The 21,073-nt window shown below is 71.5% G+C and carries 23 protein-coding genes and 1 tRNA gene; 16 read left to right on the top strand and 8 right to left on the bottom strand.

The features are described 5' to 3' along the window. Positions 1-2: 2 nt before the first annotated feature. A complete protein-coding gene (locus AFL01nite_RS10820; protein ID WP_146827696.1) occupies positions 3-2,426 on the bottom strand; it encodes a right-handed parallel beta-helix repeat-containing protein in 2,424 nt (807 codons plus the stop codon). 195 nt (positions 2,427-2,621) lie between these two features. Here AFL01nite_RS10820 and AFL01nite_RS10825 point away from each other — a divergent pair, with 195 nt between their 5' ends. Genes AFL01nite_RS10825 through AFL01nite_RS10835 form a run of 3 tightly spaced genes read left to right on the top strand, consistent with a single transcriptional unit; the run spans position 2,622 to position 4,868 of the window. After that, positions 2,622-3,635 carry an LCP family protein gene (locus tag AFL01nite_RS10825; RefSeq protein WP_186813920.1) on the top strand — a complete coding sequence of 338 codons (1,014 nt, stop codon included), beginning with the start codon at positions 2,622-2,624 and terminating at the stop codon, positions 3,633-3,635. 26 nt (positions 3,636-3,661) lie between these two features. After that, positions 3,662-4,285, top strand: a complete 624-nt coding sequence (locus AFL01nite_RS10830) for a hypothetical protein (protein ID WP_146827698.1) — start codon at positions 3,662-3,664, stop codon at positions 4,283-4,285. A gap of 1 nt (position 4,286) precedes the next feature. Beyond that, entirely contained in the window at positions 4,287-4,868 is a 582-nt protein-coding gene (locus tag AFL01nite_RS10835; protein WP_146827699.1) for a nucleoside triphosphate pyrophosphohydrolase, read from the top strand. On the opposite strand, the gene AFL01nite_RS10840 is transcribed toward AFL01nite_RS10835, so the two are convergent. Both AFL01nite_RS10840 and AFL01nite_RS10845 read right to left on the bottom strand, forming a co-directional pair. Next, positions 4,869-5,384, bottom strand: coding sequence for a cysteine hydrolase family protein (locus AFL01nite_RS10840; RefSeq protein ID WP_146827700.1), 516 nt, complete (start codon positions 5,382-5,384; stop codon positions 4,869-4,871). Continuing rightward, entirely contained in the window at positions 5,381-6,883 is a 1,503-nt protein-coding gene (locus AFL01nite_RS10845; RefSeq protein ID WP_146827701.1) for a purine-cytosine permease family protein, read from the bottom strand. Before AFL01nite_RS10845 ends, AFL01nite_RS10840 begins: the two co-directional genes overlap by 4 nt. 150 nt (positions 6,884-7,033) lie before the next feature. Between AFL01nite_RS10845 and eno the strand changes: the two genes are divergently transcribed. From eno to AFL01nite_RS10860, 3 genes are read left to right on the top strand one after another with little or no spacing between them, the layout of a single operon-like run. After that, entirely contained in the window at positions 7,034-8,308 is a 1,275-nt protein-coding gene (eno, locus tag AFL01nite_RS10850) for a phosphopyruvate hydratase (protein ID WP_146827702.1), read from the top strand. Between the two features lie 2 nt (positions 8,309-8,310). Further along, positions 8,311-8,871 carry an FtsB family cell division protein gene (locus tag AFL01nite_RS10855; RefSeq protein WP_146827703.1) on the top strand — a complete coding sequence of 187 codons (561 nt, stop codon included), beginning with the start codon at positions 8,311-8,313 and terminating at the stop codon, positions 8,869-8,871. Beyond that, positions 8,868-9,365, top strand: coding sequence for a DUF501 domain-containing protein (locus AFL01nite_RS10860; RefSeq protein WP_307724465.1), 498 nt, complete (start codon positions 8,868-8,870; stop codon positions 9,363-9,365). The genes AFL01nite_RS10855 and AFL01nite_RS10860 overlap by 4 nt, the downstream gene beginning before the upstream one ends. On the opposite strand, the gene AFL01nite_RS10865 is transcribed toward AFL01nite_RS10860, so the two are convergent. Next, on the bottom strand, positions 9,280-9,744 hold the full coding sequence (locus AFL01nite_RS10865; protein WP_146827704.1) for a GtrA family protein: 465 nt from the start codon (positions 9,742-9,744) through the stop codon (positions 9,280-9,282). The genes AFL01nite_RS10860 and AFL01nite_RS10865 overlap by 86 nt on opposite strands. Then, entirely contained in the window at positions 9,741-10,775 is a 1,035-nt protein-coding gene (locus tag AFL01nite_RS10870) for a glycosyltransferase family 2 protein (RefSeq protein WP_246119685.1), read from the bottom strand. The genes AFL01nite_RS10865 and AFL01nite_RS10870 overlap by 4 nt, the downstream gene beginning before the upstream one ends. A 69-nt stretch (positions 10,776-10,844) precedes the next feature. Between AFL01nite_RS10870 and AFL01nite_RS10875 the strand changes: the two genes are divergently transcribed. The 4 genes from AFL01nite_RS10875 to AFL01nite_RS10890 all read left to right on the top strand — a co-directional run bounded on the left by AFL01nite_RS10875 (position 10,845) and on the right by AFL01nite_RS10890 (position 14,238). Continuing rightward, positions 10,845-12,302 (top strand): DUF6056 family protein, encoded by a 1,458-nt coding sequence (locus AFL01nite_RS10875; RefSeq protein WP_146827706.1) that lies wholly within the window; start codon positions 10,845-10,847, stop codon positions 12,300-12,302. Positions 12,303-12,311: 9 nt separating this feature from the next. Continuing rightward, positions 12,312-13,235: a Ppx/GppA phosphatase family protein gene (locus tag AFL01nite_RS10880; RefSeq protein WP_146827707.1), complete on the top strand. Its 924-nt coding sequence runs from the start codon at positions 12,312-12,314 to the stop codon at positions 13,233-13,235. Next, a complete protein-coding gene (locus AFL01nite_RS10885) occupies positions 13,232-14,155 on the top strand; it encodes an NAD(P)-dependent oxidoreductase (RefSeq protein WP_146827708.1) in 924 nt (307 codons plus the stop codon). The genes AFL01nite_RS10880 and AFL01nite_RS10885 overlap by 4 nt, the downstream gene beginning before the upstream one ends. A gap of 10 nt (positions 14,156-14,165) precedes the next feature. After that, positions 14,166-14,238, top strand: a tRNA-Leu gene (locus AFL01nite_RS10890). A 9-nt stretch (positions 14,239-14,247) separates the two neighbouring features. On the opposite strand, the gene AFL01nite_RS10895 is transcribed toward AFL01nite_RS10890, so the two are convergent. Next, a complete protein-coding gene (locus tag AFL01nite_RS10895) occupies positions 14,248-14,697 on the bottom strand; it encodes a hypothetical protein (protein WP_146827709.1) in 450 nt (149 codons plus the stop codon). Next, the gene (gene trmB / locus AFL01nite_RS10900) at positions 14,694-15,440 is read right to left on the bottom strand and encodes a tRNA (guanosine(46)-N7)-methyltransferase TrmB (protein WP_146827710.1); all 747 of its coding nucleotides are present in this window, start codon (positions 15,438-15,440) and stop codon (positions 14,694-14,696) included. The genes AFL01nite_RS10895 and trmB overlap by 4 nt, the downstream gene beginning before the upstream one ends. A 35-nt stretch (positions 15,441-15,475) precedes the next feature. Here trmB and AFL01nite_RS10905 point away from each other — a divergent pair, with 35 nt between their 5' ends. From AFL01nite_RS10905 to AFL01nite_RS10920, 4 genes are all read left to right on the top strand, one after another. Further along, complete coding sequence (locus AFL01nite_RS10905) at positions 15,476-15,988, top strand: DinB family protein (protein WP_146827724.1); 513 nt, start codon at positions 15,476-15,478, stop codon at positions 15,986-15,988. A 67-nt stretch (positions 15,989-16,055) separates the two neighbouring features. Beyond that, positions 16,056-16,382 carry a PadR family transcriptional regulator gene (locus AFL01nite_RS10910; protein ID WP_146827711.1) on the top strand — a complete coding sequence of 109 codons (327 nt, stop codon included), beginning with the start codon at positions 16,056-16,058 and terminating at the stop codon, positions 16,380-16,382. Next, positions 16,379-17,452: a hypothetical protein gene (locus AFL01nite_RS10915; RefSeq protein ID WP_146827712.1), complete on the top strand. Its 1,074-nt coding sequence runs from the start codon at positions 16,379-16,381 to the stop codon at positions 17,450-17,452. The genes AFL01nite_RS10910 and AFL01nite_RS10915 overlap by 4 nt, the downstream gene beginning before the upstream one ends. A gap of 96 nt (positions 17,453-17,548) precedes the next feature. Beyond that, positions 17,549-18,412 carry a Bax inhibitor-1/YccA family protein gene (locus AFL01nite_RS10920; RefSeq protein WP_146827713.1) on the top strand — a complete coding sequence of 288 codons (864 nt, stop codon included), beginning with the start codon at positions 17,549-17,551 and terminating at the stop codon, positions 18,410-18,412. A 70-nt stretch (positions 18,413-18,482) separates the two neighbouring features. Here the strand turns inward: AFL01nite_RS10920 and AFL01nite_RS10925 are convergent, their stop codons facing one another. Further along, positions 18,483-19,397 carry an SGNH/GDSL hydrolase family protein gene (locus AFL01nite_RS10925; RefSeq protein WP_146827714.1) on the bottom strand — a complete coding sequence of 305 codons (915 nt, stop codon included), beginning with the start codon at positions 19,395-19,397 and terminating at the stop codon, positions 18,483-18,485. 56 nt (positions 19,398-19,453) lie between these two features. Here AFL01nite_RS10925 and AFL01nite_RS10930 point away from each other — a divergent pair, with 56 nt between their 5' ends. Then, positions 19,454-20,134, top strand: coding sequence for a tyrosine-protein phosphatase (locus tag AFL01nite_RS10930; RefSeq protein WP_146827715.1), 681 nt, complete (start codon positions 19,454-19,456; stop codon positions 20,132-20,134). Then, positions 20,131-21,024, top strand: a complete 894-nt coding sequence (locus AFL01nite_RS10935) for a pirin family protein (protein ID WP_146827716.1) — start codon at positions 20,131-20,133, stop codon at positions 21,022-21,024. The genes AFL01nite_RS10930 and AFL01nite_RS10935 overlap by 4 nt, the downstream gene beginning before the upstream one ends. The last annotated feature ends 49 nt before the right edge of the window (positions 21,025-21,073 follow it).

Raw genomic sequence — 21,073 nt, forward strand, 5'->3', positions numbered from 1 at the left:
GATCAGCGGCGGCCGGAGAACGCGCCGAGCGACTTGGTGCCCGGGGTGCGGCCGATCGCCTGGGCGATCGTCGTCGGCAGGGGAGTGGCGACCGACGCCGTGGCGCCGCGGACGGCGCTCGTGGTGGTGCCTCGGCCGTCCACGACCGCAGCTCCCTGCAGGAGGCGGGACGCCTTGTCGTTGCCGGTCCACGCGCGGAACTGGGCGAGGTCCTTGAAGCTCTTGACCTGCTTGAGGCCGTTCGCCCAGCAGGCGAAGTTGGCGGGCGCCGTGACGCCGCGGCGGTGGAACACGTTGTTGTTGGAGCGGATGCCGAAGTCGTTCCCGTGGCGGACCTGCGCCTCGTCCTGGGTCAGGATCGGGCACGTGTTCGACCCGGTCATGCTGACTACGTTGTTGCGCAGCTCGATGTCGTCGGTCTTCCACGGGATCGTGGCGGCGAGGGACGCGACCTCCTGCTTGCGCGCATCGTCCCAGGCCGCGAACGGCCGCGGGTCGACGATCGTGTTGTTCCAGACGTCGACCGAGCCCGACGCCTGGACGCGCAGGCCGGTGCCGACGTTGCCGTAGATCTGGTTGTCGGCGACCAGTGCGCCCTCGCTCAGCTCGATCATGAGGCCCGCCGCGTTCCCGTGGATCGCGTTGCCGACGATCGTCAGGTTCGAGGACGAGACGTCGAACCAGATGCCACCGGCGAAGGGGGTGTCGGCGACGACGTTGTTGCGCAGCACCACCCGGTCCGCGCGGGTGATCTTGATGCCCGAGGCGACCGGCGCCGGCTTGAAGCCCTGGGCGTTGTTGCCCCGGAACTCGGAGTTCTCGATGACGAGGTTGCTCGACTTGTTGCCGCCGAAGCCCATGATGCCGTTGTTGGACACGGTCACGTTCCGGTAGCGCTGGCCGGAGGCCCACGCGGCGATGCCGACCCAGGCGTTGTCCGAGACCACGACGTTCTCGAAGGAGATGCCGGAGACGCCGGCGACCACCGCGGCGAACTGCTTCTGGGTGGACGCGTAGCGCCGCACGCCGATGCCGCGGATCACGACGTCCTTCGCGTGGATCTCCATCGCCTTCTGCAGGCTGCTCGCGTCGACCTTGCGCCCTGCGGGATTGTCGCCGATGACGATCCGCTTGCCGGCCTTGTCGATGAAGAACGTCCCGGAGGTCACGGACTTCTCGGAGGCGACCTGCGTCAGGGCGCGGCCGTCGAGCCACACCTGGTCGGGGTGGCTCGCCAGCGGGCGAGCGGCGTTCACCCAGCGACTCGTCTCGTCCTTCGATCCCGACATGATGCGGTGGTCGAACGTGTGGTTCCAGCCGGCTGCGGCCCAGCGGCCGCCCGTGGACTTCCAGTTCGTGACGCGCTCCGAGCCGTCGAGCCACACGGCCTCGCCCGGGGCGTTCTGGATCGTCAGGCCGGTCTTGCGGGCCCCGATGAGGAAGCTCTCGTGGTACGTCCCGCCGCGCAGGACGAGGGTGGCGCCGGCGGGTGCCTTGGACACCGCGTGGGCCAGGCTGCCGAAGGGGTTCTGGGCCGTGCCGGTGCCGCTTGCTGTTCCGCGCGCGGCGACGTACAGGGCGTTCGCGGGCACGGCGTAGCGCGCCGAACCGACTGGCGCCGATCCGAGCGTGCGGTCGCCCGCGACGGGAGCCGGGGCCGGAGCGGGCGCGGGAGCGGGGGAGGTGGACTTCGCGGCGGCGCGGCCCAGGACCGAGACGGCCGCGGAACGGGTCGTGGGGAAGGTGCGGACCTTCGTGCCGGCGCGCTGGCGCACCTTCGACGCGGTCGCGCGGTAGCGCCACGTGCCCTTGGGAGCCTTGATCGTGATCCGCACCGAGGTGCGCGTCTTGCGACTGGCGACGGTGCGCCACGTGCGCTTCTTGCCGTCCCAGCGCTGGAGACGGACGGTGCGCTTGACCTTGCTGGTGTTCGTGATGCGGAAGGTCACGGGCGAGCCGGCCGTCACCTTCTTCTGCGTCGTGCTGAGTCGCAGGGCGACCTTCTTCGCGGTGCGCGCCTTCACGGTGACGACGGCAGACCGGCGCGTCGCGCCGGACGCGACGGCGCGGTACCGGGAGGTGCCCTTCGGCGCCTTGACCGAGACGCGGGTCGAGGCGCGCATCTTCCGCTTCGCCACGGTGCGCCAGGTGCGCTTCTTGCCGTCCCAGCGCTGGAGGCGCACGGACCGCTTGGACTTGCTCGGGGCCGTGATCCGGAACTTCACGCGGGCGCCGGGGGAGACGCGGGTGTCGGATGCGCGCAGCTTCAGCGCGGGCTTCGCCGTCGCCTTCGTCGCGACAGCCACGGACGGCACCTGGACGCCGGTCGCCGCGGGCGCGCCGACAGCAGCCGTCGTCGACCCCACGAGAGCGAGGACGAGGAGGCTCAGGATGACCAAGGGACCGGTGGTGCGTGTGTGACTCACGTGATTGATGGTCGCACGTTTTGCCCATGATTTGCAATGTGATTGAGGGACACGCGGGCCCAATGAGTTGCAAGGGAGTGTCGGTGCGCTATGGGGGGAGTCCGCCACCACCGGTCGTGCAGCGCTCACGGGCGCCCTGCTCGCGCTTGCGGGGAAGCGTCAGGATTCGCAGGGGGCGACAACTACAGTGACGAGGTGAGTTCCGAGGATTTGACCCCGACCGCCGAAGAGCCGTCCACGTCGCGCCCGCGCTGGAAGTCGGTGCTGATCGTCCTGGTACTGGCGGTGGGACTGGCGCTGGTGGCCGCACTGCTCTCGGGAGCCTGGCTCCAGCGGCAGCTCGGCGGCCAGGTCGAGCGCCTGCCGTCGGCCATGCCGACCGGGGACCGGCCCGAGCCCACCGAGGCGATGAACATCCTGTTGATGGGCAGCGACAAGCGCAAGGACGGCTCGGTCGCCGGCCAGCGCAGCGACACGCTCATGGTGCTGAACGTCGCGGAGGACCGGAAGTCGGTCTCCGTGGTCGGGATCCCGCGTGACTCCTGGGTGCAGGTGCCCGGCCTCGGGCCGTCGAAGATCAACGCGGCCTTCGCCGACGGCGGACCCGCCCTCGCCGTCGAGACCGTCGAGAAGCTGACCAACGTGCGGATCGATCACGTCGGTGTCATCGACTGGGAGGGATTCAAGGCGCTCACTGACGCCCTGGGCGGCGTGCCGATCACCATCCCCGAGACGGTGCGCGACGGCTCCAACGGCCGGACGTGGGAGAAGGGCACGCAGCGCATGGACGGCAAGACCGCGCTGGCCTACGTGCGTCAGCGCTACGGCCTCGCGGGCGGCGACCTGGACCGCATCAAGCGTCAGCAGAACTTCATGCGGGCACTCATGAATCAGACGCTCTCGCGCCAAACGTTCACGAACCCCAGGCGTCTTTACGACGTGCTCGACGCGGTCACGGACAACCTCGCGGTCGACGAGGACTTGACGACGGGCGACATGCGCAATCTGGCGTGGTCGCTGCGGTCGATCAGGTCGAGCGACGTCAAGTTCACGACCGTCCCGGTCAAGGGCACGGGGATGGAGGGCGCGCAGAGCGTCGTGTACCTCGACCGTCCCGCCGGCGACGAGCTGTGGCAGGCGGTCCGTGAGGACAAGGCAGCCGAGTGGATCGACGCGACCGACTCGGGCCTGCAGGAGAAGGTGAACTGAGTCACGCGCCCGGTACTGTGGCGCCCATGATGAAGACTCGTGTGGCCGTCCTCGCGATCGCCGCGTCGGTGATGGCCGGCTGCGGTCCCGTGAGCCCGGGCGCCGCCGCCGTGGTGGACGGCAACAAGATCCCCTTCTCCGAGGTCGACGACGGAGCCGACGTCTATTGCGCGGCGTCGCTCTCCCAGGGTGGCGAGGGCGCGGCGAGCGTCGACAACGCCGCCCTGCGGCGCCAGTCGCTGGCCGACCTCGTCGCCGGCGAGGTGGCCGACCGGATCGCGGCCGAACGCGACTACACGGTCACGGTGCCGGCGCTCGGCGCGCAGGAGAGGGCCCAGCTCGAGGAGCTCTTCGGCGACCGGTTCGACGCGGCGTTGCGGCTGGTCGAGCGCAACCAGCGCACCGGCGTGATCGCGACGCAGATGGCGCGCGAGGCCGACGCCAGCCTCACCGACCAGGAGCAGCTCCTGCAGGCCGGCCAGCAGCTGTTGGCCCAGGAGACGGCGAGCAGCGACATCGACGTCGACCCGCGCTTCGGCCTCGACGAGACCGTCCAGCAGATCGGCGAGACCGGATCGCTGTCGGTGGCCGGCGGCGAGCTCGACGCCACCGCGGTCGAGGACCGTCCCGCGGCACTGCAGTGCTCCTGACGTGAGCCGGGAGTTCGACCGCCTCGTCGAGGTCATGCGGCGGCTGCGTGCCGAGTGCCCGTGGACCCGCGAGCAGACGCACGAGTCCCTGCGCCGCTACGTCATCGAGGAGGCGTACGAGACCGCCGAGGCGATTGACCTCGCCGACTCCGAGCACCTCCGCGAGGAGCTGGGCGACCTCCTGATGCAGGTCGTCATCCACGCGTCGATCGCCGAGTCGGACCACGAGGGGTGGACGACCGACGACGTGGTGCGCGGGATCGCCGACAAGCTGGTCCACCGCAACCCGCACGTCTTCGGCGACGTCACCGTCTCGTCGGCCGCGGAGGTCGACGCCAACTGGCAGCGGCTCAAGGCCGAGCGCAAGCAGCGGACGCACCCGGCCGAGGGCATCCCTGCCGACCTCCCGGCGCTGATGGCGGCCGACAAGGTCCTGGGTCGGGTCGACCGTCCCGTCGAGGGGGACGACCTGGGTGCGCGGATGCTGCGCCTGGTCGACGAGGCCCGGAACGCGGGTCTCGACGCCGAGGCCGAGCTGCGTGCGGCGACCCGCCGCCACGCGGACGCGTCGGCGGTCGAGTAGTCAGACGACGGTGATCTGGGGGGAGTAGAGCCCCATGACGTCGAGGGCTCTGGCGTGGTTCTCGGGCGTCGACCCCGCACACGCCTCGGCGACGACCCGCACGGTCGCCCCGGCGTCGGCGGCGGCCAGTGCGGTCGAGATGACGCAGCAGTCCGTCGCGACTCCCGCGAGCAGCAGCTCCGGGGCGGGACCGGTCACCGACTCCAGGGCCCGCCACTTGCCGAAGGTCGTGGCGTCGACCGTGTCGTCGGCCAGGTCGGCCAGCTCGGGGACCAGGTCGAACAGGGCGTCGGTCGGCGGGCGGTCGGCGAACGGCCACGCCTCGAAGTAGGCGTTCCACGACCCGGTGCGCGCCGCCCCGACCGCCGGCACCCAGCGTGTGACGATCGTGCGGTGCCGGGCCGCGAGGGTGCGGATCGGGTCGACGATGGCACCGAACATCGGCGAGCCCCACGGCGAGTCCGGGGCGGCGAAGACCCGCTGCGGGTCGATGACGACGAGCCAGGGCTCGGTCACGCCCGGTCCTCCTGCCGGGCGACCCGGCCGCGCTGCAGCAGCAGCGTCGCGAGGAAGCCCAGGCCGAAGGCCAGCAGCACGCCGAGGTTGGCGTAGGCCCAGTTGCCCGTCCAGTAGCCGTCGTCCGCGACGAAGGTGCCCAGGCCGAGCGGTTCGATGAGGTAGCCCTGCCAGTTGTTCCACGACGCGTCCGCGGCGAAGCTGTTGACCACCAGACCCCACCCGACGACCGAGGCCACGACCATCGTGGCGATGGCGGGCCAGTTCCAGGCGCCGTAGCGACCACGCGGGTCGAAGAGCGCCTCCTCGTCGTAGTCGTCGCGGCGCAGCGCGAGGTCGGCGATGACGATGCCGGCCCACGCCGCGATCGGGACGCCCAGTGTGATGAGGAAGCTCTGGAACGGCGCCAGGAAGGTCTCGGAGAAGAAGACGACGTAGATCGTGCCGAGGGTCAGGATGACGCCGTCGATGAACGCGGCGGTGGGCCGGGGGATCTTCACACCGAGGCTCAGCAGGGTCAGGCCGCTGGAGTAGATGCCCAGCACCGCGCCGCTGACGAGGGCCAGGATCGCGGCGATGAGGAACGGCACGAGGTACCAGGTCGGCAGGACCGTGGCGAGGGTGCCGACGGGGTCGATGACGATCCCGTCCGCGAGCTCGGTGGAGGAGCCCGCCAGCAGGATGCCGTAGAGGACGAGCACGACCGGAGCCAGCGACCCGGCGAGCGTGTTCCAGGCGACGATCTGCGACCCGGGCGTGGACCGACGCTGGTAGCGCGACCAGTCGGCGGCGATGTTGATCCAGCCGAAGCCGAAGCCGGTCATGACCATGACGAACGCGCCGATGACGGCCTGACCCGAGCCGTTGGGCATGGCGGTCACGGCGTCGAGGTCGATCTCGTCGACCGTGAGGGCGATGTAGCCGATGGTGGCCAGGCCGGTCAGCCACGTCAGGACCGACTGCATGCGCATGATGACGTGGTAGCCGGCGACGGAGGCGGCGACGATGAGCGCGGCGACCACGATCATCGCGATGATCTTGGTGGCGGTGCCGCTGCTCCAGCCCAGCTCGCGGAACACCGTGGCCGTGGCGAGCGTGGCCATGATCGCGAGGAACGTCTCCCAGCCGATCGAGATCAGCCAGCTGAAGACGCCCGGGAGCTTCTGCCCGAGGACGCCGAACGGCGCGCGCGACAGGATCATCGTGGGCGCGGACCCGCGCTTGCCGCCGATCGCGACCAGGCCGCACGCGGCGAACGACACGACGATGCCCAGCACCGCGACGAGCGTGGCCTGCCACAGGGACAGGCCGAAGCCGAGCACGTAGGTGCCGTAGGAGATGCCGAAGACCGACACGTTGGCCGCGAACCACGGCCAGAACAGGTCGGACGGCCTGGCGGTGCGCTCGCTCTCGTCGATGATCTCGATGCCCGTGGTCTCGATCCCGGCGCGGCGGACCGCCTCCAGGCCCCCGGTGGGACCGTCGTTCCGTACCGTCATGGTGGTGCCTCCTGCTCGTGCGTGCGATCACTTTCCCACGCGTCACGCGACCGGTGGGGGACCCGGCGGGGTGCTTCGTGGCGGGGCGTGGCCGGGGCTAGGCTGGCCCTGCTCGACTCCCACCCTCCGAACCACACCGAGGAGCCTGCCGTGGCCATCATCAGCGACGTCGCCGCCCGAGAGATCCTGGACTCCCGGGGCAACCCGACCGTCGAGGTCGAGGTCGTCCTCGACGACGGGACGCTCGGCCGTGCCGCGGTGCCGTCAGGAGCCTCCACCGGCCAGTTCGAGGCCGTCGAGCTGCGCGACGGTGGCGACCGCTACCTCGGCAAGGGCGTGCTGAAGGCCGTCGAGGCCGTCAACGGCCCCCTGGCCGAGACGCTCGTGGGCTTCGACGCCGACGACCAGCGCGCCATCGACCAGGCCATGCTCGACCTGGACGGCACGCCCAACAAGGGCCAGTACGGCGCCAACGCGATCCTGGGCATCTCGCTCGCGGTCGCCCACGCCGCGGCCGAGTCCGCCGGCCTGCCGCTGTTCCGCTACGTCGGCGGCCCCAACGCGCACGTGCTGCCCGTGCCGATGATGAACATCCTCAACGGCGGCGCCCACGCCGACTCCAACGTCGACGTCCAGGAGTTCATGATCGCGCCGATCGGCGCCGAGAGCTTCGCCGAGTCGCTGCGCTGGGGCGCCGAGGTCTACCACGCGCTCAAGGGCGTGCTGCACGACCGCGGGCTGTCCACGGGCCTGGGCGACGAGGGCGGCTTCGCCCCGAACCTCGAGAGCAACCGGGCCGCGCTCGACCTCATCGCGGTCGCCGTCGAGAAGGCCGGGTTCACGCTCGGCTCCGACATCGCCCTGGCGATGGACGTCGCGGCCAGCGAGTTCCACGGCGACGGCGGCTACACGTTCGAGGGCGTGGCCAAGTCCACCGACGAGATGATCAGCTACTACTCCGAGCTCGTGTCGTCGTACCCGATCGTGTCGATCGAAGACCCGCTCGACGAGGAGGACTGGGCCGGCTGGTCGGCGATCACGGCCGCCCTGGGCGACAAGACCCAGCTCGTCGGCGACGACCTGTTCGTCACGAACGTCGAGCGCCTCAGCCGCGGCATCGCCGAGAAGGCCGGCAACGCCATGCTGGTCAAGGTCAACCAGATCGGCTCGCTGTCGGAGACCATCGACGCCGTCGACCTCGCGCACCGCGCCGGCTTCCACAACATGATGAGCCACCGCTCGGGCGAGACCGAGGACGTCACCATCGCCGACCTCGCCGTCGCCACGAACTGCGGCCAGATCAAGACCGGCGCTCCGGCCCGCTCCGACCGCGTCGCCAAGTACAACCAGCTGCTGCGCATCGAGGAGATGCTCGGCTCGGCCGCCAGCTACGCGGGCGCGCGCGCCTTCCCGCGGTTCTCCTGAGCATGGCCGGACGCGGATCGACCCCGCCCTCGCGCCGACCCGCCGGTCGCCGCGACGGTCGGTCGACCCCGCGCGCGACCACCCGCCCGACGACCGCTCCGGTCGCGGTCGGCCCCACCGGGTCGGGCACCCGCTTCACGACGCGGGCGCTGATCCTGCTGGGCGTGGCCGTGATGCTGATCGCCTCGTACACCGCCTCGGTGCACGCCTGGTGGCAGCAGCGGTCCGAGATCGCCGCGCTCGAGGCCGAGAACCGGCAGACCGAGGCCGACATCGACGACCTCGAGGACCAGCAGAAGCGCTGGAGCGACCCGGCGTACATCCGCCAGCAGGCCCGTGAGCGCTTCGGCTGGGTCATGCCCGGCGAGGTCGGCTACCGGGTCATCGGCGTCGACGGCGAGCTGAAGGGCCAGTCCTCGACGCTCGAGGAGCCCGAGGTCGCCCCGCGCAAGCCGTGGGTCGAGCGCCTGTGGGGCTCGGTCGAGGCCGCCGGCGAACAGCCCCAGGAGGCGGCGCCCGCCGAGCCCGCCGACGACGACCCCGCACTGGAGACCGACGAGTGATCGACCCCGAGGACATCGCCGCCATCACCGACCAGCTCGGGCGGCCGCCCCGCGGCATGATCGAGGTTTCCTCGCGCTGCCCGTCAGGTCATCCCAGCGGCGTCAAGACCGAGCCGCGGCTGCCCGACGGCACCCCGTTCCCGACGCTGTACTACCTGACGTGCCCGCGGCTGACCGGTGCGATCGGCACCCTCGAGGCGTCCGGCCTGATGGCCGAGTGGACCCAGCGGCTCGCCGACGAGCCCGAGCTCGCCGCCGCCTACCGCGCCGCCCACGAGTCCTACCTCGCCGAGCGTGAGGCGATCGGCCACGTCGACGAGATCGACGGGATCAGCGCCGGCGGCATGCCCGACCGGGTCAAGTGCCTGCACGTGCTCGTCGGTCACTCGCTCGCGAAGGGGCCGGGCGTCAACCCGCTCGGCGACGAGGCCGTCGGGCTGCTGGGCGACTACTGGGGTCACTCGTCGTGCGCTCCGGCGTCGGCGTCCGACTGACCGACCCGCTCAGCAGGTACCGGGTCAGCAGGTAGGTGATCGGGATGGCGAAGACGGCCACGGCCAGCGGTGCGATCCTCTCGCCGACGCCCAGCTGCGACACCGCGATCGACATCCCCACGGTGGTGATCACGAAGTTGGCCAGGTTCGACAGCGGGAACAGCAGGAAGGTCCGCCAGGTCGGCCGCACCTTGAACGTCAGGAAGCAGTTCAGGAAGTACGAGAGCACCATCGCCAGCAGCGTCGCCACGACGTGCGCCACCAGGTAGGGCACGTCCATCGCGTGCATCAGCAGGTACAGGACGTAGTAGACGCCGGTGTTGATGACGCCGACGACGACGAACCAGAGGGTGGACCGGGTCCAGTGGACGGCCGTCACCGGGTCGCGACGTCGTCGGTGCTCGGCGGGGACGTCAGGGCATCGTGTCCGCGGCCGATCAGCGGCAGGTCGCCGGGCGGTCCGCCGTCGACCTCGCGGACGAGGAAGTGGGGGCGCTGCTTCGTCTCCATGTAGATCCGCCCCAGGTACTCGCCGAGGACGCCCAGCATCATGATCTGCAACCCGCCCAGGCCGAGGATCGCGCACAGCAGCGTCGTGTAGCCCGGGACCGGGTTCCGGTGGATCGCCGAGTCGATGCCGACCCACAGACCGTAGAGCACGGCGAGCACCGAGATCAGCATGCCGAGGTGGATCGCCAGCCGCAGCGGCTTGCTGTTGAACGAGATGATCGAGTCCAGCCCGTAGTTGAACAGTGACCGCGAGCCCCACTTGCTCTCGCCGCCGACCCGGGGCGCGTTGCGGTAGTGGATGTGGGTCGTGGGGAAGCCCACCCACGCGAACAGGCCCTTGGAGAAGCGGTTAGTCTCGCCCAGCGACAGCATCGCCCGCACGGCCGGTCGGCTCAGGGCGCGGAAGTCGCCGACGCCGTCCTGGATCCGAACGTCGATGAGCCGGTTGACGAGACGGTAGTAGAGCCGCGACAGGGCGGTGCGGACGGCCGGGTCGCCGGTCCGGTCGCGCCGGGCGACGACCTGGTCGTGGCCGGCGTCGACCAGGGCCAGCATCGACGGGATGAGGTCGGGCGGGTGCTGCAGGTCGGCGTCCATGAGGACGGTGACGTCCGCGCGGGAGCGACTCATCCCCGCCAGCATCGCCGCCTCCTTGCCGAAGTTGCGGCTCAGGGCGGTGTAGTGGACCTGCTCGTGGGCGTGGCTGAGCGCCCGCATCCGCTCGAGCGTGTCGTCGCGGCTGCCGTCGTCGACGAGGATCACCTCGAACGTCCGGCCGGTGGAGGCGAGCACCGGGACGAGGGCCTCGACCAGCCGGTCGACCACGGCGCCCTCGTCGAAGCACGGGACGACGACGGCGACCTGCGGCTGCGGAGACGTCTCGCCGTCGTGGTGGGTCACGCGACGAGGATAACGCCGGTCCGCGGTCGGTCGACCCATCACGCGACCGGGATCGCCTACGATGCTCCGGTGACCGACCACGATGATCGGGAGGCGACGTCCCGGACGTCCCGGGCGGCGCGGTGGGTCTCCGTGGTGGTCCTCGTCGCGATGGCCGGCCTGCTCGCTGCGGCCGCCGCCGGAGGCGCCGACGTCCGGCCGATCGCCGACGAGTGGTGCCTCGCGGCCTGGACGTGGAACGACGGGGTGGACGGCATCGTCGACCGCCTCTACTTCGACGTCAACGGCCGTGCTGCGAACGCCGCGGCCAACGGCGTGGTCTACAGCTTCGGCCTGACCGGCTCGCGGATCCTGCCGCTCGTGCTCATCGTCGGCTACGTGGCCGGGATCTTCCTGCTGCTGCGCCTCGGGGGCCGATTGACGCGGTGCGTGGTCCCGAGGCTCGCCGCCCTCGCGGCGGCCGGCACGGTCACGGTGCTCCTGCTGATGGCCGGACGGGTCGTGTACCAAGTGCTCTACTGGGCCCCCGGCAGCCTGTCCCACACGCTTCCCCCGCTGATCGGCGTGTGGGCGCTCGTCCTCGTGCTCGCGGCGGAGCTCTCCGGCCGACGCGCCGTGCGGGTGCTGACGGTCGTCGTGCTGTGCCTGGCCGGCTTCGTCATCGGCACGCTCAGCGAGGCGTTCGTGCTCGTCAGCGGGATCCAGGCCGCGGCTGCGGGCCTGTGGCTCCTGGTGCGTCGCGCGCCGCGGCGGCTGCTGGGATACCCCGCGGCCTGGTGCGTGGGACTGGTGGCGGGCTTCGCGATGCTCTACCTCTCGCCCGGCCGCAGCACGCGTCAGGCGCGAGCGAAGGACAAGGCGTCCCTGCTGTCGTCGGAGGGCCTGCAGGACCTGCTGCGGCAGTGGGCCTCGATCTGGGAGGTCCTGCTCACCGAGCCGCTCCACCTGGCGGCCATCGCGGTCGGCGTGCTCCTCGGGCTCTCGGTCGGTCTGCCCGCCCACCGGCGGGCGAAGCCGGCCACGGTGTTCGAGGTCGTCGCGATCGTGGCGCTCGTCGCCCTCACGTCCCTGGGCGTCATGGTGGCGCTGCGGGTGGGCTACGGCGTGAACGGCTGGAGCTACGAGCGGGTCTGGACCAACTTCGTGGCGTCGGCGCTGCTCTCGGTCGTCCTCCTCGGCGCGATGCTCGGTGCCTGGGTGCGCGGACGTCTGGCCGATGCCGGCGGGGCGGTGGTGGCGGTGGCCGCGGGTGGGGTCGTCGTCCTGTGCGCGGTCGGCGTGGCGACGCAGCTGACGACGCTGCACCGGGACATGGCCGCGCGCTCGGTCGCCTGGGACGAGCAGGACGCCCGCGTGAAGCGCCTCGCCGCGCAGGGGCAGGACGACGTCGCCTACGCGCCGCACCCGATCGGCGGACTCACGGAGCCCTTCACGTACCGGGACTACGAGGTCGACTGGGTCGCCCGCTGCGTCGAGTACTACTACGGCGTCGACCGCCTTCATCGGCCACCGACCGACGGCCGATAGCCTGACGGCATGGGCGGCAGCACGGTGGCGGCGATCGATTGCGGGACCAACTCCATCCGACTGCTGATCGCCGAGGTCGACGGGTCCACGAAGACCGACCTGACGCGCGAGATGCGCGTGGTGCGTCTGGGACAGGACGTCGACCGCACCGGAACGCTCGCGCCCGAGGCGATGCGCCGCACGCTCGACGCCTGCCGGGAGTACGCGGGCATCATCGCCGCGATGGGGGTCGACGTCGTCTCGTTCGCCGCCACGTCCGCCGTGCGTGACGCCGACAACGCGACGGAGTTCTCCGACGCCGTCGAGGCGGTGCTCGGTGTCCGGCCCCGGGTCCTGACCGGCGAGGAGGAGGCGCGCGCCTCGTTCGAGGGCGCGACCGGCGACGTCGCCGACGTGCTCACCGCGGTGATCGACCTGGGCGGGGGATCGACCGAGGTCGTCCAGGGCCTCGGCACGCCGTCCTTCTCGCACTCCTTCGACCTGGGGTCGGTGCGGATGACCGAGCGCTTCCTGCTCACCGACCCGCCGTCGGTCGGCGAGGTCACCGCGTGCATGGCCCACCTCGACGCGGTCATCGCACCCGTGCTGGCGGGCCTCCCCCCGACGGAGGAGATCGTCGGGGTCGCCGGGACGATCACCACCATCGCGGCCCACAGCCTCGCCCTGCCGTCCTACGACAGCGAGCGCATCCACCTCGCCCGGCTCCGCATCGACGACCTCCGCGCGGCGTGCGGGTCCCTCATGCAGATGCCCGTCGCCGACCGGCGTGCCCTGCCGTACATGCACCCCGGGCGGGCCGACGTGATCGCCGGCGGCGCGCTCATCCTCGACCGCGTGCTCGAGCACCTGCCGCGCGCGACCGACGAGATCGTCGTCAGCGAGCAGGACATCCTCGACGGCATCGCCTGGGGCGCCGCGCGAGAGCTCGGATGATCCGCGTCTCCGTGCCCGACGAGGCGTGGCACCGGGCGCTCGAGGACCTCGACGTCGAGCTGGTGCGGTGGGACGGGACGTCCACGCAGCCCGAGGGGTGGCTCGACCTCGCCGTGTGGCCGTACACGCTGGCACCGGCCGACCTGGCGGCCATCGACGCCTCGCGCATCGGGCTGGTGCAGGGGCAGTCCCTCGGCTACGACGGCGTCGCCGACGCCCTGCCGGCCGGCGGCCGGTACGCCAACGTCGTGGGCGTGCACGAGGACTCGACCGCCGAGATGGCCGTGGCGCTGCTGCTGGCCGCGGTCCGCAACCTCGACGTGTTCGCAGCGCAGCAGGCGCAGGGCCGGTGGCGGAAGGCTCGGTCGTCGAGCCTGGTCGACCGGCGCGTGATGCTCCTCGGCGTCGGCGGCATCGGCTCGCGCGTCGCGGCCCGGCTGGACGGCTTCGGCTGCGAGATCGTCCGGGTCGGCTCCACGGCGCGCGACGACGAGCGCGGTCACGTGCACGGCACCGCCGAGCTGGCCGACCTGCTCCCCACGGTGGACGCCGTCGTGGTGGCGGTGCCGCTCACGCCCGACACGGAGCGCCTCGTCGACGCCGACTTCCTCGCGCGGCTGCCCGACGGTGCGATCGTCGTGAACGTGGCCCGCGGTCGCACCGCCGACACCGATGCGGTGCTGGCCGAGGCCGGCCGCCTGCGCTACGCCTCGGACGTCTTCGATCCGGAGCCGCTGCCCCGGGACCACCCGCTGTGGTCGGCGCGCGGCGTCATCATCACGCCGCACGTGGGCGGGCGCGATGACGACGAGGACGGACCAGCAGCCCAGGACGCCGTGCGGGCCCAGATCGCCCGGCTCGTCGCCGGCGAGGAGCCCGTCGACGTCGTGGTGGACCACCGCGCGGTCGGCACCTCGTAGGCTGGTCCCTGCTCCCGTAGCCCAACGGCAGAGGCAGACGGCTTAAACCCGTCCCAGTGCGGGTTCGAGTCCCGCCGGGAGCACCCTCGAGGTCAGGACTGGCGCAGCTGGACCGCGGACCACGTCTCGTCGAGCAGGGTCGGCTCGGTGGTGCGCCATCCGTACTCGTCGACGCCGGTGCGCAGGATCGTCAGCGGCAGGTCGCCGGTGGGGTAGAGGACCCACACCCGGCCCACCGACCCCAGTCGCGGCAGGACGTCGTCCAGGCGCATGTGGAACTCTTGGGTGTTCGACACTGCGATGACGGCGGTGTCGATGCCCGACGGCTTGTCCCGCTCCGAGGGCTCGGGGTGGTTCTGGGCGCCGGTCCAGGTGTCGTCGAACCAGCGGTCGTCGTTGTCGGTCGCGTCGTCCTCGTAGGTCTCGACGCCCTCGGGGAGGGGGTCCAGCAGGGCCGTCTCCTCGACCGAGTCGCCGACGATCCAGACCAGCGACCCCGGAGTGATGCCGAGGGTCTCCGCGGTGGTCTGCTCGTCGGTCATGGGGTCAGCATAGTGGCGCTGACGTCCCGGATCGTGCGTCCCTTGGCCAATCCCTTGGCCTCGAAGCGGGTGACGGGGCGTCCGGGGAACCGGTCGTCCCAGGTGCCGGCGGTGGTGAAGCCCTCCGCGCGGCCGACCACCTCGAGCATCTGGTCGGCGTAGTCCTGCCAGTCCGTGGCGAGCCGCCAGACGCCCCCGGGCCGCAGCACGCGGCGCACGAGCGGGACGAACTCGTCGGTCACGAGCCGACGCTTGTTGTGGCGCTGCTTGTGCCACGGGTCGGGGAACCACACGCGCACCTCGTCGAGGCTCGCCTCCGGCAGCACCCGAGTCAGCATCGGCACCGCGTCGACCACGGCCAGCCGCACGTTCTCGACCTCGTGGTGGCGCAGCGACAGCAGGGTCTGGGCGACGCCCGGCACGTACACCTCCAGGCCGAGGAAGTCAGTGTCCGGGTGCTCGCGCGCCGCGTGGACGAGGGACTCGCCGCGCCCACTGCCGATCTCGAGCACCAGCGGCGCCCGGCGCCCGAACAGCTGCTCCGGGTCGAGCGTGAAGCCCTCGGCGACCGACGTGCTGGTGCGGCCGCGGGGGATGTCGACGACGAAGCGGTCGGCGACGTCGTCCCAGGCACCCTGCAGCCGCTCGGTGAGGCGTCCGCCGCGCCGGGTGAACGAGACCACCTCGCGGCGGAACGGCTCGTCGTCGGCGTGATCTCGACGGTCTTCGGCAGCATCGGGCATGGTCCGAACCTATCGAGCCTGCCATCGTGGCCGACATGGTGATCAGTGCGGACACGAAGGACTGGACCTGGGTCCTCGAGCGGACCTGCGACGCGTGCGGGTTCGACCCCGCCGAGGTCGACCCGGCGCGGGCGGGGGAGGAGGTCCGGGCGATGGTGCCTCGGTGGCGCGCCGTGCTCGGCAGGCCGGAGGCGGCGGATCGACCGGACGACGCGACCTGGTCGGCGCTGGAGTACGCGTGCCACGTCCGCGACGTGCTGGTGCTGTTCGCCGACCGACTGCGGCTGATGCGCGAGCAGGAGGCGCCCGAGTTCCCGGACTGGGACCAGGACGCGACGGCCGTCGACTCCGGGTACGCGACGCAGGACCCCGCCGTGGTCGCCGGTGAGCTCGGGCCCGCCGCGGACGCGTTCGCCGCCGAGATCGCCGCGGTCGTCGACTGGACGCGGCCCGGCCACCGCTCGAACGGCTCGGCCTTCACCGTCGACACCCTCACGCGCTACGCCATGCACGACCTCGTGCACCACCTGCACGACGTCGACGCCTGAGGCCCGACACGCCGCTTCGGTGTCGTGGTCTGCACACTAATGCGGATTGCGTGGTACCGTCCCGTGCATGGATGCAACACAGCTCCTCAAGGGAGTGCTCGACGTCGCGGTCCTCGCGGTCGTCGAAGGCGAGGACGGGTACGGCTACGACGTGGTCAGGCGACTGCGCGCGGCCGGGCTCGAGGAGGTCGGCGACGCCTCCGTCTACGGCACGCTGCGGCGGCTGTACTCGGCCGGCGCCCTGACGTCGTACGTGGTCCCCAGCGAAGAGGGACCGCACCGCAAGTACTACGGCATCACACCGCAGGGTCGATCGATGCTGGCCACGCAACGCAAGACCTGGGCCGAGTTCGCCCGCACGATGGACCGCCTGCTCGAAGGAGTCGCCGTATGAACGCCACCACCCTCCCGGCCGAGATCATCGCCTTCGCCGCCGCGGTCCGCGCCTCGCTGCGCGACCTGCCGGCCGACGAGGTCGAGGAGCTCACCGACGGTCTCGAGGCCGACCTGGCCGAGGCCTACGCCGAGGACCTCGCCCGCGAGCTGCCCGACCCGGCCGCCTACGCGGCCGAGCTGCGGGGTGCGGCGGGGCTGCCCACGCCGGAGCCGGTCGTGAAGCAGGGTCGACTGCGGCCGATCGTCGACGGGTTCGCCGAGACCCTGCGCGACCTCGACCGCTCCCTGCGCAAGAGCCCGGTCGTGGCTGGGGTGCTGGACTTCCTCGTGACCCTGCAGCCGGCGTGGTGGATCGTGCGTGGCTGGGCTGCGTACCAGGTGCTGGGAGGCATCTTCGGGTTCGAGGGCGACCTGCTGCCGACGCATCCTGGCTACTGGATCCTGATGCTCGTCCTGGTGGCCGGCAGCGTGGCCGTCGGGTTGCGGCGCTGGCGACCCTGGGTGCACGCGCTGATCATCGTCGGCAACATCGTCGCGGCGATCGCGACGCTCGCCGCGATGGCCAGCATTCCGACGAATGCCGAGGTCTGGCAGGCGTGGCAGGAGGCGGACCAGACCTACTACGACGACAGCATGGCGGCGGGCCCGGACGGCACGGGCGTCTGGCTCAACGGCAGCGAAGTCACGAACATCCATGCGTACGACGCGAAGGGTCAGCCGCTGAACGGCGTGCAGCTCTTCGACCAGGACGGCAAGCCGCTCGCGACCTCGGTGCCCGGCGGTAACGGGTGCCTGGTTCCCTCGCCGGTGGACGAGGACGGCTGCCAGACGTTCGGCGCGTGGGTGCCCACGCAGCTCGAGACGGGCGCCACGGTGTGGAACGTCTACCCGATGAAGATGGCCGAGTCGACCGAGGACGAGCCGACCACGCCGATCGCCGGTGCCGTCCCCCAGGACCGCCCGGCGCCGTTCGTCAAGGTGCCGGCGCTGATGCGGGCCGAGCCCGTGGATGCGGACGCTCCGAAGGTGGCCGACCCCGCGAAGAAAGAGGCCGAGAAGACCCCGTGAGCGGGAAGCGTGAGGGTGGTGGCGGCGTTGGATAGGGTAGACCCACCGACCCCGCCACCACCGGCGCGCGGGGCCACATCCTCCCGGAGGAACAGCATGAGAAGCAGCAACCCGGTCTTCGCGAACAACGCGGAGTTCAACGGCCGAGGCACCACGCAGTACGCCGATCCGTCCCAGTGGAAGATCGACCTGTCCGGCGACGGACGCGGCACGCAGACCCCTGGCCTGCAGGCCCCCGCCTCGCCCGGCCGGATGACGCTCGACTCCGTCGTCGAGAAGACCGCCATCACCGTCGGCACCGTCATGGTGTTCGCCGCGATCGCGTGGTTCACCATCGGTCAGATGTGGACCGACTCGCTCACGGTCAACGAGACCGCGGTCCAGCGGGCGTGGATGTTCGCGATGGGCGGCATGATCGTCGGCTTCGTCCTGGCGATGGTCAACTCCTTCAAGAAGGTCATCAGCCCCGCGCTCGTGCTCGCGTACGCCGCGGCCGAGGGCGTCTTCGTCGGTGCCTTCTCCAAGATCGTCTCCACCTGGGTGGGCGACTCCACGATCGTGTTCCAGGCTGTCCTGGCGACCTTCGTGGCCGCCGGCGCGACGCTCGCGGCCTACAAGTTCTTCAACATCCGGGTGACGGCCAAGTTCCGCAAGGTCGTCACGATCTCGGTGTTCGCGTTCTTCGCGGTCATGCTGGTGAACTTCGCGCTGAGCATGTTCGGCGTGCTCGACCAGGGCGGCCTGCGCGGCTTCGGCATGCTCGGCCTCGTGGTCTCGCTGTTCGCCATCGGTCTCGCCGTGCTGTGCCTGATCATGGACTTCGACTTCGTCGAGCGCGGCGTGGCCGCCGGGCTCCCCGAGCGTGAGTCCTGGCGTGCGGCCTTCGGCCTCACGGTCACGCTGGTCTGGCTCTACCTCGAGATCCTGCGCGTCCTGGCCATCCTCCGCGGTGGCGACTGATCCAGAGCGCACGAACGGCCCGTCATCCCCTGGGGGATGGCGGGCCGTCGTCGTGTGTGCGGCAGGACGGTCAGCGACGCCAGGGCAGCACGGCGGCCCAGCGGCGGCCACGGGTGGCCGGCGCGACCTGGGTGCCGCCGTGCTCGGAGGCCCATTCGGCGGCCTCGTCCAGCGTCATCTGCTCGGTCGCCCCGACGTCGACGGGCTGGACGCCGCGGGTGCGCCACTGGGCGACCGCGGCGGCCACGAGGAAGGTCGAGACCGTGGCGTAGCCGTCGGCGCTCGGGTGGAAACGGTCGTCGCCGAAGAGTGCGTCGCCCTTGAGCAGCAGGATCGGCTCGAGCGCGTCGGCCAGCGAGACGACGCGGGCGCCGGCCTCGACGGCGGCGACGGTCTGACGGCGGGCCAGGTGCCGGCTCCAGTAGCGGCAGACCGTGCGCAATGGCACGGGCAGCGGCTTGATCGTGCCGAAGTCCGGGACCGAGCCGACGACGACCTCGGCGCCCGCGGCCCGCAAGCGGGTGACGGCCGCCGCGAGTCGACGGGCCGATCGCTTGGCGGGCACCTGGTGCGTGATGTCGTTGGCGCCGATGAGGATGATCGCCAGCTGCGGGCGGTGGTCGTCGCCCGTGGCGATCTGGGTGGCGAGGTCGCGCGAGCGTGCTCCGACCGTCGACACGTTCCGGATGTGGGTCGGGCGATCGAGCAGCTGCGCGATGCCCTGGCCGATCAGCGCCGACGGCGTGTGGTCGACGCTCGACATCCCGTAGCCGACCATGGTCGAGTCCCCGAGCAGCAGGACGCGGATCGGCTCGCCGTTCAGCTCGTCGCCGTAGACGCCGTTCCCGATCGGCGGACGGTCGGGCGTGGTGCCGATGCGCCTGCGGGCCAGGAGTGCCTGTCCGATGAGGACCCCGTAGGTCCCGGCGCCGACGCCAGCGGTCCGGACGGCGGCCTTGGCGGTCGTCTTCGCGGGGCTCGGCACGCTCCCAGTGTAGGAAGTCGGGCCGCACGGTCGGACCCGGTTCCTAGGATGGAGGGGTGACCGACACCGTTCCCAACCTTCGCGACCTCGGCGGAACCGACGTCGAGGGCGGCAGCATCCGTCCCGGGCGCCTGTTGCGCAGTGCCCTGCCGCTGCGTGACGACGTGGCCCCGCCCGAGATCGTGTGGCCGCCCGCCGTGGTGATCGACCTGCGGTCCGTCGCCGAGGTCGAGCCCGAGCACCCGCTCGCCGGCCCGGACGTCACGGTCCACAACTTCCCGCTGCTGAGCGCGCTGCGGCCGGGGGTGGCGCCGCCGGAGTCCCTGGCCGAGCTCTACCAGCTGATGCTGCAGACCACGGCGCGTCACCTGGTCGAGGTAGTTGACGCCGTCGCCGCGGCCGACGCCACCACGCTCGTGCACTGTGCCGCCGGCAAGGACCGTACCGGGGTGTCGATCGCGATGGTGCTGGCGCTGCTGGGGGCCAAGCGCGACGACATCGTCGACGACTACCTCGTCACGGCCCAGAACGAGGAGCAGATCCAGGCCCGGTTCGCCCGCCTCTACGGCGAGCGTCGGGCGGCACTGCCCGCCGGGTACATCGCCACCCCGGTCGAGGCCATCTCGGGCGTGCTCGACACCTGGGACGAGTACCCCGGCGGTGCCGTCGCCTGGTTCCACCGCTGGGGCGGCCGCCCCGAGACGATCGACCGACTCCGCACCACCTTGGTCCGATGAGCCACGACCGGACGATCGAGTCGCGTGAGGTCCCGTTGGGCGGACTGCGCGGCCTGCGCGTCCACCGCACGCTCCCGAGCAAGGAGCTGCCCCTGATCGGCGCGTGGTGCTTCCTCGACCACTTCGGTCCCACCGACGACCCGATGCAGGTCCTGCCGCACCCGCACACGGGCCTGCAGACCGTCACGTGGCCGTTCGAGGGCCGCATCCGGCACCGCGACAGCCTCGGCAGCGACGTGGTCCTCGAACCCGGCGAGCTCAACCTGATGACCTCCGGCGACGGGGTGTCGCACTCGGAGTTCTCGCACGGCGAACCGGCTCCGATGCACGGCGTGCAGCTGTGGGTGGCGCTGCCGGACCATCGTCGCGCCGGGCCGGCCGCCTTCGAGCACCTGCCCGACCTTCCGCGCGTCGAGGGCTCCGGCTGGACCGCCGTGGTCTTCGTCGGCAGCTTCGCCGGGCGCACGTCCGAGGCCACGGTCCACACGCCGTTGGTCGGCGTCGAGTTGAGCCTCGAGCCGGGGCGGCACGAGCTCGACCTCGCCGCGGACTTCGAGCACGGCTTCCTCGGGGTCGACGGTGAGGTCGTCGTCGCCGGCGAGCCCGTCGAGCAGGGCGCGTTGCGGTACCTCGCGCCCGGCCGGGCCCGCGTGGCGCTCGAGGTCGAGCGGGCCACGACGGTCGTCCTCATCGGCGGCGAGCCGTTCGCCGAGGAGATCGTGATGTGGTGGAACTTCATCGGTCGCACGCACGACGAGATCGAGGCGGCCCGGGCCGACTGGGAGGCCCATGCGCCCCGGTACGGCAGCGTCGAGGGCCACGACGGGCAGGTCATCCCGGCGCCCCCGATGCCGCACGTCCGGCTCCGGCCGCGCGTGCGTCGCGACTGAACGTGACAGCGACACTGTCGAGGTAACTGCGAGTTACCGTTGACCCTCG

This window comes from Aeromicrobium flavum, from assembly GCF_007992115.1.
GTDB lineage: Bacteria > Actinomycetota > Actinomycetes > Propionibacteriales > Nocardioidaceae > Aeromicrobium > Aeromicrobium flavum.

Coding starts and splice junctions, on each gene's coding strand:
- AFL01nite_RS10830 (WP_146827698.1), top strand. CDS start 3,662: ATGATGAAGACTCGTGTGGCCGTCCTCGCGATCGCCGCGTCGGTGATG.
- AFL01nite_RS10845 (WP_146827701.1), bottom strand. CDS start 6,883: ATGACGGTACGGAACGACGGTCCCACCGGGGGCCTGGAGGCGGTCCGC.
- AFL01nite_RS10855 (WP_146827703.1), top strand. CDS start 8,311: ATGGCCGGACGCGGATCGACCCCGCCCTCGCGCCGACCCGCCGGTCGC.
- AFL01nite_RS10880 (WP_146827707.1), top strand. CDS start 12,312: ATGGGCGGCAGCACGGTGGCGGCGATCGATTGCGGGACCAACTCCATC.
- AFL01nite_RS10885 (WP_146827708.1), top strand. CDS start 13,232: ATGATCCGCGTCTCCGTGCCCGACGAGGCGTGGCACCGGGCGCTCGAG.
- AFL01nite_RS10895 (WP_146827709.1), bottom strand. CDS start 14,697: ATGACCGACGAGCAGACCACCGCGGAGACCCTCGGCATCACTCCGGGG.
- trmB (WP_146827710.1), bottom strand. CDS start 15,440: ATGCCCGATGCTGCCGAAGACCGTCGAGATCACGCCGACGACGAGCCG.
- AFL01nite_RS10905 (WP_146827724.1), top strand. CDS start 15,476: ATGGTGATCAGTGCGGACACGAAGGACTGGACCTGGGTCCTCGAGCGG.
- AFL01nite_RS10910 (WP_146827711.1), top strand. CDS start 16,056: ATGGATGCAACACAGCTCCTCAAGGGAGTGCTCGACGTCGCGGTCCTC.
- AFL01nite_RS10915 (WP_146827712.1), top strand. CDS start 16,379: ATGAACGCCACCACCCTCCCGGCCGAGATCATCGCCTTCGCCGCCGCG.
- AFL01nite_RS10920 (WP_146827713.1), top strand. CDS start 17,549: ATGAGAAGCAGCAACCCGGTCTTCGCGAACAACGCGGAGTTCAACGGC.
- AFL01nite_RS10935 (WP_146827716.1), top strand. CDS start 20,131: ATGAGCCACGACCGGACGATCGAGTCGCGTGAGGTCCCGTTGGGCGGA.